The organism is Flavobacterium sp. 1 (assembly GCF_002797935.1).
Classification (GTDB): Bacteria; Bacteroidota; Bacteroidia; order Flavobacteriales; family Flavobacteriaceae; genus Flavobacterium.
Window position 1 is genome coordinate 3,790,725 of record NZ_PGER01000001.1, and the last position, 15,046, is coordinate 3,805,770.

8 protein-coding genes are annotated in these 15,046 nt (G+C 35.9%); all 8 read right to left on the bottom strand.

Features of this window, described 5'->3' with window-relative positions:
• Positions 1-44: 44 nt before the first annotated feature.
• Complete coding sequence (locus tag CLU83_RS15410) at positions 45-1,544, bottom strand: family 43 glycosylhydrolase (protein WP_232727139.1); 1,500 nt, start codon at positions 1,542-1,544, stop codon at positions 45-47.
• A 21-nt stretch (positions 1,545-1,565) separates the two neighbouring features.
• Positions 1,566-3,515 carry a sialate O-acetylesterase gene (locus CLU83_RS15415; protein ID WP_100432427.1) on the bottom strand — a complete coding sequence of 650 codons (1,950 nt, stop codon included), beginning with the start codon at positions 3,513-3,515 and terminating at the stop codon, positions 1,566-1,568.
• Positions 3,516-3,710: 195 nt separating this feature from the next.
• Positions 3,711-4,988 (bottom strand): glycoside hydrolase family 5 protein, encoded by a 1,278-nt coding sequence (locus CLU83_RS15420; protein ID WP_198512302.1) that lies wholly within the window; start codon positions 4,986-4,988, stop codon positions 3,711-3,713.
• A 254-nt stretch (positions 4,989-5,242) separates the two neighbouring features.
• Positions 5,243-6,751, bottom strand: coding sequence for a cellulase family glycosylhydrolase (locus CLU83_RS15425; RefSeq protein WP_198512303.1), 1,509 nt, complete (start codon positions 6,749-6,751; stop codon positions 5,243-5,245).
• A 35-nt stretch (positions 6,752-6,786) separates the two neighbouring features.
• Positions 6,787-9,015 (bottom strand): glycoside hydrolase family 3 C-terminal domain-containing protein, encoded by a 2,229-nt coding sequence (locus CLU83_RS15430; protein WP_100432428.1) that lies wholly within the window; start codon positions 9,013-9,015, stop codon positions 6,787-6,789.
• A gap of 40 nt (positions 9,016-9,055) precedes the next feature.
• The gene (locus CLU83_RS15435) at positions 9,056-10,630 is read right to left on the bottom strand and encodes a glycoside hydrolase (protein ID WP_100432429.1); all 1,575 of its coding nucleotides are present in this window, start codon (positions 10,628-10,630) and stop codon (positions 9,056-9,058) included.
• Positions 10,631-10,636: 6 nt separating this feature from the next.
• Positions 10,637-12,796, bottom strand: coding sequence for a glycoside hydrolase family 3 C-terminal domain-containing protein (locus tag CLU83_RS15440; protein WP_100432430.1), 2,160 nt, complete (start codon positions 12,794-12,796; stop codon positions 10,637-10,639).
• Between the two features lie 172 nt (positions 12,797-12,968).
• Positions 12,969-14,978: a glycoside hydrolase family 97 protein gene (locus tag CLU83_RS15445; protein WP_100432431.1), complete on the bottom strand. Its 2,010-nt coding sequence runs from the start codon at positions 14,976-14,978 to the stop codon at positions 12,969-12,971.
• Between the last annotated feature and the right edge of the window lie 68 nt (positions 14,979-15,046).

Genomic DNA, 15,046 nt, shown 5'->3' on the forward strand with positions numbered 1-15,046 from the left:
TGAATAGCGCCTTTTGTAAATGCGGTCACGCCCAAAGTTATTATTTATTTTGGACTATAAACAAAATTCTTGAACGTTACAGAGCCTTCCCCAACAGCAGAAAGACCGAGTTTTAAACTCATAAAACCACCCAATACATTATGATTGAATGATGATACCTCTGCAGAATTTTCAATTTTTAACCAATCTTTGCCGTTAATACTGTAAAACATATTAACGATTTGCTCTTTCTTTTCTAAACGAAGAAATAAATGGTTTTTATTTACTCCTTTTTGAGTTGGAAACTGCCACGATCTAAGGATAGCAGAAATATTTTCTTTATCAGCTGCAATACCTGTATAAATTTTGGTGTCATAAAACAAAATAAGCCCTGCAGATGCATTTCCTTCGATTTCTACTTCAACTTCAGCAGAATAAGAATGATCGGGAGGAGTACATAATAATGGAGAACTTTCACCAATATTACTTCCTTTTCCGTTTATTTTTAATCCATTTTTAGAAAATTGAATCCTGTCAGCTTCATATTGATTATAAAACTGCCATTGAGGCTGCAGTTCCGTAGCTGCAAAAGTATCCGAAAGTGTGAAATTGCTTTTTACAAATTGTCCAGCAGGTTTTTGGATTAAATCGTCGGTTTTAACACCTTCTTTCATTTTAAACCAGCCATCGGCAGTCCATTCAATAGGCTGTAAAAGTGTCTGGCGTCCCATATTGTAATTGTCCTTTTCATAGCCGTGAAAAACCATCCACCAATTTCCTTTCGCATCGTCAATGATGGATGCATGACCTTTTGACCACCATTTTTCGGAGCTGGCATTTGTTCTAATGATAGGATTATTAGGGGAGTTTTCCCAAGGTCCGAAAGGAGATTTTGATCGGGCTGAAATTACCATGTGGCTTGTCGCTGGCCCCGCTGTTCCGCCTTCGGCAACCGTAAGATAATAATATTGTCCTTTTTTTATCACTTTTGGCCCTTCCAAGCAAAAACATTCAATCGACCAGTCTCTTGGTATTTTCCAACCATCATAAGCATGTGTTGCTTTTCCTGATACCGAAAGTCCGTCTTTGGAAAGAGGCACATAACTTCCATCGCTGAAATAAAGAAAACGATTGTCCTTATCATCTGCAAAATGTCCTGGATCTATACTTCCTATCTTCAGATCAACAGGATCACTCCATGACCCATTTATAGTATCTGCCCAAACCACATAATTAGTGTTATTAGCTGGAAAATAGATGTAAAATTTGTTATTGTATTTAACTAAATCAGGTGCCCACACCGAACCTACACTTTTCTTTAATGCATGGGTAACAGGTTTCCAATTAATTAAATCCTTAGAAGTCCAAATTAACAACCCAGGATAATAATTGAACGAGGAATGAACAATATAGTAATCCTCGCCATCCCTAATTATTGAAGGATCTGGATAGTCTCCTGCAAAGATTGGATTGCTGTAAGATTGAGTGTTTTGATCTTTTTTTTGTTGCTGTGCATTGCTGACAAACGACATAAAAAATGTAACTAATAAAATTAACTTTTTCATCTTGCTTTTTACTGGTTACTATTATTTGCTAACACTATATTTCTCGTTTGCAGTAATCATTTCCCAATTATCAGTTCTAAAAGGAGACGCAGGGAAATTTTCTTTATTGAAAAGATTTATTTCTGTATCGTCGTCTGCCCATCCATAATGAACGGCAACTGGATTTGGCACGCTTTCGCTAAAAAGAATTACTTTATTGTCTTTGATTGAAGCCTTGGCTGGATAAAAAACTTTATCTGCACCAGCAATTTCAAAACCTTTTAAGTTTCCATTTGGATCAGTTGTTGACAACCCGCTGCCAATAGAAGCAAAGATTACTATAATTTGGTTTCCTTTAATTTCCATTGCTTTGTACATTGGACCACTGCAAACTTGTTTTTTACCATACACATCATTCAAGGCAATAGATGCTAAACGTTTTGCGACATCTTGCTTGTTAGTTGGGTGAATATCTTTTGCATTTCCAATATCCGTGCTTACTGCCATTCCAGTGTTTGGTACTTTCAGCGTTTCGGTTTGTGCTTCGCGAAGTTCGGCCCAACGGCTTCCTTTTGTACTGTTTCCGCCAAATTCATCAAAGGTTGACAATTGTACAAAGTAAAAAGGAAAATTACCTTGATTCCATTTGGTTCTCCAATCGGTAATCATTAAACGAAATGCTTTCTTGTATTGATTGGCTCTCCAAACATTGGCTTCACCCTGATACCACAAAACGCCTTCAAAAGCATACGGAATCAACGGATTTACCATTGCGTTATATAATAGCGAGGGATAGCTGTTTGGAGAAACTGAAACTTTTACTTGTACGACATTAAATTTCCATAGTCCATCAAGTGCGACAACTGAATCCTTAAAATCAATTTTCAAATCGGCAGGATCTCCATAAATACCTCCTCCTCCGGAATAATCTGTAATTTTAACAGCAATTACATTTGTTCCTTCTTTTAAAACACCAGCCGGAATTTTGTAAACTCTTTTTGTTTCCCAAATATTATTGGTTCCAACTTGTACCCCGTTAACATACGTCTGGTCTTCATCATCAACTTTAGACAAATACAAAACGGCTTCTTTTTTGGCTTGTTCAGCAGACAAAACAATGGTTTTTCGCATCCACACTATCCCATCAATATTTCCAATTTGTTGATTTTCCCAAAGGGAAGGCACTTTTATTTCAGGCCAATTGGCATCCTTAAAATCCATTTCCTTAAATTGATTTTCATTGGCCATAGTAACTTCAAAACCCTGTATTTTTTGTATGTTCTCTAAAAGTGATTTTTTGTATGTTTCAAAAATCGCATCCATATTTACCGAAGGTACATTGGCAATCATATCCTTGAATTCATCGCTTTTTTGAAATCCTTCACGACTAGTCCAAGTTTCTACATTGGTTCCGCCCCAAGAAGTATTGATAATCCCGATAGGAATCTTTAATTCGGCATATAATTTTTTAGCAAAAAAATAGCCAATGGCAGTAAAATTCCCAACAGTTTCTTTGTTGCTAACTTCCCATTTTCCAGCTTTTAAATCTTCTTTTGGAGTACCGCTTAAATCCTGGGCTACTCCAAAATGACGAATCATTGGATAATTAGAATCGTTGATTTCTTTTTCGGAATTCATTGTTTTATACACCTGAAACTCCATGTTCGATTGCCCCGAGCAAATCCAAACTTCGCCAACTAAAACATCTTTAATGACAATTTTGTTGTTTCCCGTTATCGTCAATTCAAAAGGGCCTCCGGCTTTTTCGGCATTTAAACCAATCATCCATTTCCCGTTTTTATCGGCTGTGATGGTTTTGGTTTGTTTATTAAAGTGAACTTCGACTTTTTCATTGGCGTCAGCCCAACCCCAAATAGGAATTATTTTGTTGCGCTGCAAAACCATTCCATCAGAAAACAATAGAGGCATTCGGACATTGGCATTTGCCAAAAAAGAAAAAAATACAATGAAAATTAATATTTGTTTTTTCATTTTAAAAAATTGTTATGAATAGCAATATATCTTACAATTAAAGAACATTAATTGTAAGATATATTTTTGCTGATTAAATTTATTATATAAAAAATAGGACTTTCTTACTTTCGGCAAGATTACAAATTTATACTAAATCTGGCTTAACGAATTGACTTTATCCAATTTTTTAATCTCTGTTTGTTAGAACAGATGTTAGTTTAAACCACTTATCAAAGCTGTAAGAGCCTGAGTATCAAAAACTGTATTATTGCTTCTGTTAAAAATTCCAAAACCATTATTAGTCATACTACCTTCATCCCAATAAAAAGGCACCAACCCATTAGCTTTAGCTTGTTGTACCACATATTTTAAATAATAAGCACGTGATGCTAAATGTTTAGTCAGATTATCTCCTGTTAATGAAGAACGCCTCATTGCGCCAAATTCTCCTAAAATTACAGGAATTCCTTTATCAACAAACTGAGTTTTCATCAATTTAAAATCAGCTGATACTCCAGCCTCTTCACCCCAGGTAGCATTTCTTCCGGTATCTGTTGTAGATTTAAATCCATTTCCCCAATAATAAAACATTTTGCCCCAACTTTCATCCTGAGTCAAACCGCAAAATTGCCAAGGTGCATAATAATGTACTTCTACCATCATACGACCCGCTAATTTATCAGTAGGCAAAGAAGTCATCAATTGGTTTGTTTTAGTAATATCAGTTCTCGGTCCTTGAATTATTAATGTTCTGTAGGCATTTTTACCTCCTGTTGAGCGAACTGCATCAATAAATGTCTGGTGGTACGATTTAAGTACAGCCATTTGTTCTGCATTGTCAACATTAGGCTCATTGGCACTAGCAAAAAGTAACAGTCCGTTAAAATCTCTAAGACTGGTAGCTATTTGCTCCCAAAATGCTTTTTGTTTTTCATTGTTTTCAGCTTGTTTTGCTACTGTAACATTGTTTTCCAGCCATCCGCCGTCCCAATGAACATTTACAATACAATACATTCCATTATCATTACAGTATTTTACTACTTCTTTAACCCTGCTAAGCCAGTCTGCTTTTATTTGTGCAGTAGTAGAATTAGCTAAATATTGATTCCATGAACATGGAATACGTACAGCATTAAAGCCTTTAGCTTTTACTAAATCTATTAACGCTTTAGTCACTTTTGGATTTCCCCAGCCGGTTTCACTTCCGGTGGCTTCCAAAGTGTTACCAATATTCCAACCTATTTTAATTTTGGACGCAATAGTTTTGGCATCACTTCCCATACCTGCGGGATCAGCCGGCAATGGATTGGTGTTATAACTGGGAAATAATCTTGCTGTCAAACTGGTCTTTTTGACCACAACCACTTGTTCTGTTGTGGCTTGCTGAATACTATTCACATCAATAGGAGAATCGCTGCTACAAGCAATATTTCCAAATGAAGCCAAACATAGAATAGCGAAAATTTTGTAATTTCTAAATGGTTTTTTCAAAATAAATAGTTTTTGGTTAAAATGATTGGTTAATAAAATAATTAAAATATTCAGTTCTCCATTCTTTGGACTTGATCACTTTGACAAAAATGGACGCTCTCGAAACTACAAACCAAATTTAACATAACAAATAGCAGGCTGAATGATTATAAATAATTTAAAATATGTGGTTCTACTTTTAAAAATTTCAATCAAAGAAAGTATCAATTTAAAACTCAATCTATATTAAAATACTATGCAGATTGCGAATTATATTATTTCAATCCGTCTTGCAATGCAGTCAAGGCTTGTGAATCATAAATTGTATTATTGGTTCTATTAAACAAAGACATTGTATTTACGCCAAAATCTCCGCCAGCATCCCAATAAAATGGAATTATACCATTAGCTTTAGCTTGTTTTACAACATATTTGTAAAAATCAGCTCTTGATTTTAAATGCAGCGTTAATGCATCACCTGTTAAATTTGAACGTCTTATTGCTCCAAATTCTCCTAAAATAACAGGAATCCCTTTGTCAACAAATTTTGTTTTCATTGACAGAAAAAATTTATCTACATCAGCTTCTTCTCCCCAAGTTGGATTTCGTGCAGTATCAGTAGTCGAATGATTTCCTGCTCCCCAATAGTAAAACATTTTACCCCAATCAGCATCTTTGTCCATCAAACAAAATTGATAAGGATAAAAGTGAACTTCAGCCATCATTCTATTAGGTACTTTATCTGTAGGTAAAGTAGTCATTAGTAAATTTGTTTTCTCAATATCTGTTGATGGTCCTTGAACGATTAAATTACGATATGCATTTTTACCTCCCGTAGACCGAACAGCGTCTATAAATGTTTGATGATAAGAATTCAAAACTGCCATTTGAGCTGCATCGGCAACGTTTGGTTCATTCGCACTTGCAAAAAGTAAATGTTCATCAAAACCACGTAATTGTGTTGCTATTTGTTCCCAAAACGCTTTTTGTTTGGCATTGTTAGCCTCTTTTTTAGCATCGGTGCAATTATTTTCTAACCATCCGCCGTCCCAGTGAATGTTTACAATTACATACATATCATTGTCAACGCAATATTGCACTACCTCTTTTACTCTGGCTAACCATGTTGCATTAATTTGAGCTGTTGTAGCATTTGCATACTGATTCCAAGAACAAGGTATTCTAATAGCATTAAAACCATTTGCCTTAACCAAATCAATCAATGCTTTAGTAACTTTAGGATTTCCCCAAGCTGTTTCACTTCCACTTGCTTCCAATGTATTACCAATATTCCAGCCCAATTTTATTTTGGCAGCCAGTTGCGCAGCCGTACTTCCCATTCCTGTCGCATCATCTGCAATCGGATTGGTATTATAGCTCGGGTATAAACCCGTAACAACGACACCTCCAACTTGTGAAACTGTAATTTGTACAGATGCAGTTTCGCTGGAACTTATAGTAACTGTAGCTGTTCTTGTGACAGTAGTTGTGTTTTCTAAAGCCGTAATTGCTACTAAACCAGTTCCTTTTATTCCTGAATTTTTGCTCAATTGAATCCAAGTGGCATTTGAAGAAATAGTCCATGTCTTAGCATCAGTTGTAACGGTAACACTGGCAGCACTTCCTTTAGCTTCAAAATCTATCTTAGAAACATCTGCTGTAAGTGTTTTTGTTTCTGTTTTTACTTCCTCTGGAGTACCATTATCTGAGCTGCATGCCACAACACATAAAAAAACAAAGCATAGAGAAAAAATAAATCCATGTTTTTTAATCTTGTTATTCATAATATTATTGATTTTAGGTTGGTTATTAGCAAATATTATTTTATTATAACATCAATTTTGTGTTTAATATCGCGGGAAGAATTTCCAATATTCAAAGTGTATTTACCTGGCTCAACAGTCCAACTTTTGGTTTCAACATTGTAATATGCCAATTCTTTTACAGGAACTTGAATCGTTATTGTTGCAGCTTTTCCAGCACCAACGAGTACTTTTTGGAATCCTTTTAATTCTTGAGCTGCGCGTTCGATTTTTGAATCTGATTTAGCAGTATACAATTGCACTACTTCTTTACCGTCTGCTTTTCCAGTATTTTTAACGGTTACTGAAACTATGATTGTTTCACCAACTCCGTACGAAGCTTTATCTGCTTTAGCATCACTGAAAGCAAAAGTCGTGTATGATAATCCGTATCCAAAAGGATATAAAGGAGCAATGTTTTTAGTATCAAACCATCTGTAACCTACCAAAATTCCTTCTTTATACTCAACTGCTTTATCTCCAGGGAAACTATTGGTTGCATGAGCAGGAGAATCCATTAATTTTTTAGGCATTGTCCAAGGCAATTTTCCAGAAGGATTTGTTTTCCCCAGTAAAACATCTGCTAAAGCATTTCCTCCCTCAGATCCATTGAACCAGCTCCAAACTAAAGCATTTGTTTTTTTGCTTAAATCATCAATTTCGAAAGGAGCTCCAGCAATCAATACCACAATTGTTCTTGGATTCACTTCCAACACTTTTTTAATCAATTCTTCTTGAGCAAATGGTAAATTTAGTGTTCTGCGATCTGAAGATTCTGTTTCGTAATCACGGTTTGAACCTGCAAAAACAATAGCAACATCTGAATTTTTAGCAGCTTCAATAGCTTCCTGCAGTTTAGCTGGATCTAATTGATCTATAGTAACCGGTCCTGTAGAAGTTATATTCCCTAAGTTTCCTTTGTTTTTTTCTTCATAACGCTCTAAATACCCTTCAGCATAATTAATTTTGATAGAAGCCGGCAGTCTGTTTTTCAAACCATCTAATGGAGTAATCTCTCTTTTGGTTTTTACACCAGCTCCAAATCCGCCCAAAGCATTTTTCTTTGTTGCATTATTACCAATAACTGCAATTGATTTTACGCCGTCTAATTTTAAAGGCAATGCATTATTTTCATTTTTCAATAATACTATCGCTTCTGAAGCAATTTTGTAAGCATCTTGATAATGTGCTTCGGTAGCGATGCTTCCAATAGCGCGTTTTTTACCGCCCATCGCTTTTACTTGGTATAAAGTATGCAAAATACGTCTCACATGCTTATCAATTTCTTTTTCAGAAACTTCCCCATTTTTGGCAGCAGCACGTAATTTATCGGCTAAGAAAAATTCGCTGAATTTTTTTGGAGTTCCCATTTCAACATCTAATCCGTTCTCTAAAGATTTTACAGTAGAATGAACCGCAGCCCAATCAGACACTACAATACCTTTAAAATTCCATTCGTCGCGTAAAATTTTATTTAGCATATAATCATTCTCACATAAATATTCACCTCTGAATTTGTTGTAAGCTCCCATGATACTATATGCTTTTGCCTCTTTAACAGATGCTTCGAAAGCTGGTAAATAAATTTCACGAAGTGCACGCTCATCAATTTGCACATCAACAAAATCACGATTCGTTTCTTGATTATTGGCAGCGAAATGTTTTACGCAAGCCATTACATCATTATCCTGCAGACCAACAATTAAAGGCACAGCAATTTTTTTGTTCAAAAATGGATCCTCGCTCATGTATTCATACGTTCTCCCTCCAAGCGGAGTTCTTACAATATTAATAGCTGGCGAAAGCAGCATGTCTTTATCTCTGGCACGCATTTCTTGTCCTAAGCTATTCCCAAAAGTATAGCCCATTTCTGCATTCCAAGTAGCTGATAATGCTCCGCCCGCAGGATAGTAAGTTGCAAAATCATTAGTTAATCCAGCAGGAGACCAATTATCACGAGAAATTTCTTCGCGAACACCAAGTGGCCCGTCTGCCATTTTTAATTCTGGAATACCTAAACGTTTCACACCGCCCGAAGTAAACATACTGTTACCGTGTAGCATTCCTATTTTTTCCTCAAGGGTCAATTGCGAAATTAACTTCTCTATAGCATCATCATTCTCGTTTGTAATCTCTTTACCAACATACACGTTTTGTTGTTTTTTTGATTTTGTTGTTTGTGCATTACAGTCTGCAAATGCTATTATAGACACAGCCATTGCAACATATTTGATTGTATTTTTCATTATCCTACTATTATTATAATTATTGATTGGTTATTAGCAACTATTGCTTTATAAAATTAAAAAAGACAACATCATTCTCATTTATCTTGTAACTTCTGCTATACTTTCCTGTGCCGTCAATGCTTATTTTCTCAATTGCTATTGGTTCGCCATTGTTATTTTTCTTGATTGATTTTTCTTGTTCAAGAGTTAGCTGACTTGGTTTGCCCATCGCTAAATAATCAGCATAAGCGTCATTAACTTTATAACCCACTTTATAAATCTCCAGATTGTATTTTCCTTTCTGCAGACCTTCCACTTCAATTTTTACCTCGCCTTTTGATTTTGATGGTAAATCCTTTATGTAATACGCTTGATTATTGACATCCTTTTCAGGTAATGTGTAGGTAGAATTCCAAAATAAAAGCTGCACATCACCTTTAGCATTTTTAGTTGCCCATGATGAAGTGTCCGTATTTTTTAGTTCGATTTCACCCAATTTATTCATTAGATAATAAGAGAAATAAGCTGGTTTTTTGATTCCTTGCGTGTTCAATAAACCAAATCCTCCATGAAAAGGAGTGAATCTAGGTCCCGGCTCTTCGAAAATATCCGTAAAAACCCAATAGGACATTGAGTTTGGAGTATTCCCTACCTGCTTTAGTTTTTGAAGGATATAAGCAGCCGAATGGTAACTGTCATGAATTGCGTCTGCAGGAGTGTAAGAAGAACTCCATTCTGTATAATGCAATTCGAGGTTTGGCTTAGCTGAATTTGTGATTTGTTTTCTAGAATTGATAACATCACCACTAATACTTGATTCATCTTTACTTAAAACCGTACCTGTAGAACCATATTCATCTAAATATCCTTGATTTACACCATACGTATGTGTCGAAATAAAATCTATTGGCACATTGTTTTTAGTGCAAAAATCAATTGTTTCCGGAACCCAGCCAGCACCAGCAGTTGCAGGACCACCTACTTTATAAGTTGGATTTACGCTTTTGATAGCTTTTGCCGCAAATTCATATAATTTAAAATATTCGGCTTGTTTACCAGTCCAAAAACCGGGTGTCAGGTTAGGTTCATTCCAAACTTCAAAATACCAGGTTTTTACTTCTTCAGCTCCGTAGCGTTCTGTAAAATGCTGCGTTAAATTTTTAATTAGATCTCCCCATTTATTATAGTCTTTTGGAGGCGTGACATTTCCTTTCCACCAAAAAATTGTTGCACTTCCACTCGCTAAAGCATTAGGCATAAACCCTAATTCTACAAATGGTTTTATCTTAATACTTAAAAGAAAATCATACAGTGCATCAATGTACTGGTAGTTGTATTCTGGATTTCCTTTACTGTCTTCGCGATAAACTGCCATATCATCGGTCAATAAACCATGCATACGGATGTATTTGAAATCGCATTCTTTTTTGACCAAAGCCAGTTGCTGCTGCCAATCGGCACGCAATCCTTCATTGGCACGACCGGCACCAATACATTCTTTGAACATGGTATTCATTTTCCCATTAACATCATTATAATTTACTTTTATAATTCTGTTATTGGCAACTTGCCCAAACATTGAAACATGGTTTAGACAGCATAAAACAATCAGTATCAATAAATTTTTCCTCATATATTATTATTTTACATTTATTTTTTTGCTTAAATAAATTGCATCCGAAGCTGATCCTATCTGCAATTCAATTGTATTATTTTCCAATTCAAATTGTTGTTTTGCAACATTCCAATATTGTAAATCTTTGGCTCTAACAGTTAATAAAACGTCTTTCGTTTCTCCCGCTTTGAAAAAAACTCTTTGAAACGCCTTCAGCTCTTTTTCAGGACGATCTACTTTTGAATCCAAATGTTTTGCATACAACTGAACCACTTCGTCGCCTTCTCTATTCCCTGAATTTGTGATTGAAACCGTAACTTTTAATTCGCCGTTATTGGTAATGGTTTCTGAATTGGTTTTAATAGAATTGTACTTAAAAGTCGTGTAGCTCAATCCGTAGCCAAAAGCATATAAAGGTTTCCCTTTAAAATACTGATAAGTTCTTCCGTTGCGAATATTATAATCTAATAAATCAGGCAAATCAGTAATATCTTTCACCCATGTCTGCGTTAAACGCCCCGCTGGATTGTAATAGCCAAACAAAACATCGGCAAGTGCTGTTCCTAATTCCTGACTGTTTTGTGCCATGTGCACAATAGCCGGAATGTGTTCTTGTGTCCAATTGATGGCATAAGGAAAACTGCTGATTAAGGCAACAACCGTTTTAGGATTCGCCTGATAAGCAATCTTAATTAAATCTTCCTGTTCCAATGTCAATGACTGGCGGTCAACCGATTCTTTTCCTTCACTCGGAACTGGGCAATCGTTCCAACCGGCATTGCAAACTGGATGATTTCCTACTATAACAATAACTACATCTGCTTTTTTAGCAATTGCTGCTGCTTTACCGTCGGCGTTATTTTTGGCATATAAAATCTCGACGTTGGTGCCTAATTTATTTTTGATTCCCTGCAAAGGCGTTACCACATAAGGAGGTGTTCCGCTATACCAATCTAAAAGCACCTGATCCGCACGAGTTCCAATTATGGCGAGCGTTTTTATTTTTTCTTTTTGTAAAGGCAAAAATTTGGAATCATTTTTAAGCAGTACAATTGATTTTTGAGTTGCTTCTAAAGCGATTTTTTTATGTCCCTCCGTTTTCCAAGGATCTATTGTGTCTTTACCAATGCCAATTTTTGCATACGGATTTTCATCGGGAGCATCGAGCATTCCTAATTTTATCATTACTCGAAAATTACCTCTGATTTCTGCATCAATATCTTTCTCTGTTAAATATCCTTTGGCAACTGCTCCGTTTATACCTTCTTTATAATCGTCTAAAAACTGATTAATTCCAGCTTTTACAGCCGCAACGGCACCCAAATATTGATCGGCATAATATTTATGATCTGAGAGCAACAACTTGAAAGCGCCTCCGTCAGTACAGATAATTCCGTATTGTCCCCATTCTTTTTGAGTAATCTCTTTCAGCATTGGGTGCACCATGGCTGGAATTCCGTTTACTTTATTGTAAGAAGCCATATAAGCACGCGAACCACCCTCGACAACTCCCATTCTAAAAGGAACGGAATAATATTCTCTCCAAAGCCGTTCATCAAAATCGGATGATGTGTAGGTTCTTCCGTCCTCATTGCTGTTCGCCAAGAAGTGTTTCATCAATGAAGCCGACTGCCAATATTTTGGATTATTTCCTTGAAGCCCTTTTACAAAAGCTACGGTCATTGTTCCGTTAAAAAAAGCATCTTCTCCATAACTCTCTTCGGTACGTCCCCAGCGCGGATCTCTGGCAATATCTGCATTTGGAGCTCGGATTACCAAGCCTCCACGATGGTATTTTTGAAAAGCAAAACGTGCTTCATAGCCTTCAACATGAGCTACTTTTTGAATTAAATCTATATCCCAAGTTTCTCCTAAACCATAAGCTTGCGGAAAAATGGTTGTGGTTAAGGGTTCTTTTCCTTTTCCTCCCCATTCGCCTGGACCGCCAAGTGCTAATCCGTGTAATCCTTCGACATGACCCGTTCCGACTACTCCCAATCTGGGAACGGAAGGATTAGTACTTAATACCGCTACTTTTTCTTCAAGAGTCATTAATGACAACAGATTATCAATCCTTTTTTCGGTTTCCAAATTGGGATTCTGAAAAGGATATTGCTGTTTTTTTTGCGCCAAAACTGGTACAATGAACAATAGAAGAATTATATATAGGGTGTGTTTTTTCATTTTTTTAATTGTGATGCGGTAAATGTATTGCCGTAGAGATGCATTGCAGTGCATCTCTACAATTCAACGTGTGTCTCTACATACGTCTTACCGCAAACAATATCAAATAATTTTTAATCCGACAATAAATATTAAACCTAACAGGTTTTAAAAACCTGTTAGGTTTCTGAAATTATAATTTTTTAAATCTGATCGCTGTTCCTCCAGCTCCGCCTAAATGCAATTTCAATACATCCGAAGCTTTAACGGTTTTCTTAGAAATCGCTACAGCTGATGGATTGTGTGTTTCATCCGTACCTTCGGCATCAGTATAAATCTGAGCTTCGTAAGTTGCATTTTTATCTAAGAATGACAATGAAACTTCTACATCACGAGCTTTTTCATTAGTAATAGTTCCTAAAAACCAATCAGCACTATTTCTGTCTTTACGAGCTGTAGTGATGTATTCACCAATTTTTCCTTCTAATACTTTTGTATCTTCCCAATCAGTTGGAACGTCTTTCAAGAATTGCAAAGCTGGTTTTCCTTCGTAATTTTCTGGAAGGTCGGCCATCATTTGAATTGGAGCATAAATGGTTACATACAATGCCAATTGCTGCGCCGTTGTTCCGTGAACTCTTTTTCCTGGGTAACCTTGTTTTACCTCAACATCAAAAATCCCCGGAGTGAAATCCATTGGTCCTGAAAGCAGTCTGGTAAAAGGAATAATTGTTAAGTGATTTGGCGGATTTCCTTCGCTCCAAGCGTTGTACTCTTGTCCCCTTGCTGCTTCTCTTGAAACCATGTTTGGAAAAGTACGGCGTTCTCCTGTGTCTTTTATCGACTCATGGTACAAAACTGCCAAATCATATTGTGCTGCTTTTTCCAACACATATCTGAAATAATTCACACCAAATTGTCCGAAGTGCCATTCTTTCATATTCAATTTTGAACCTACGTGACCAATTTTAACTGAGTGCATTCCCAGTTTTTTGTAAAGTGCAAAAGCATCGTCGATTTCTTTTAAGTAATTAATCAGGTTTGAACCTGTTTCATGATACCCAATTAGCGCAACACCTTTTTTATTTCCATAATCCACTACTTTTTCTAAATCAAAATTGTCTGCACTTTTTGTAAAACTGAACATGTGCATTTTGTTTTCATACCAAGCTGGTGTCCAACCTTTGTTCCAGCCTTCAATCAATAAATGATGAAAACCTTCTCTAGCTGTAAAATCCATATATTCTTCCGCACGTTTGGTTGTTGCTCCCTGAATTGGGCTTTCCCAAAATGAATATTTACCAATGTGCATTCCCCACCAGATTCCGAAATATTTGTATGGTTTAAAGTAATTTACATTCCCTAATTTATTTGGATCATTTAGATTTAAAATTAAATAAGAAGTAATCAAATCTCCTGATTTTTCTCCAATTTGAAGCGTTCTCCAAGAAGAAGTAAACGTATCCTTTACACGAACTTTTACACCATCAGACCAAGGCACCAAATCAGATTTTAATTGTGTTCCGGTAGTATTTACCAAAGTCATACTGGCAAAATCTTTTAGGTTTGCTTCATGAAAACTCAATTTCAGTCCGCTTTTGCTTTCTATAGTAAGCGGTGTCAAAACAGTGTCAAGAGTACTTACTGGCGCATCTTTAAACAAATATTCATCACGATTTTCTCTGTTAGCCGGAATCCACCATGCTTTTCCATCTTCTTTTAGGTTGAAAGTTGTTTTTTCATCCATGATAAAGATGCTGTCTTTTGTCTCTTGTTTTGGATACACATATCTAAAAGCAATTCCATCATCATAAGCACGGAATTGAATTTCCAATTTACGTTTGTTCTTGTCTTTTTGTTGCAATTGAACCACTAACTGATTATAATGATTTCGAATGTTTTTCTTTTCTCCCCAAATTTGTTCCCAAGTTTCATCAAAAGCCGAATTTTTTACGTTTGTTATTTCGAAATTAGAACTGAAATCCTCATTGTTTTTTAGCAAAAACCCCATATCCGATGGTGTAATCACTTGGATTTTTCCGTGTGATACAGCATATTTCGGTGCATTATTTACTAATTCGAATTTTATCTTGTTTCGACCTTCTGGAGAAGCCAGTTCATAAGATTTGCTTTTTTGAGCCTGTGCAGTACCAACAACTGTCAGTGCTGCTAAAAATGCTGGAAGTATTATTTTTTTTAACATGGTATTTTTTTAATTGTAATTTTTTTAAAATCGGGGGAAAACCTAACCTAACCCCCGATTTTCAATCT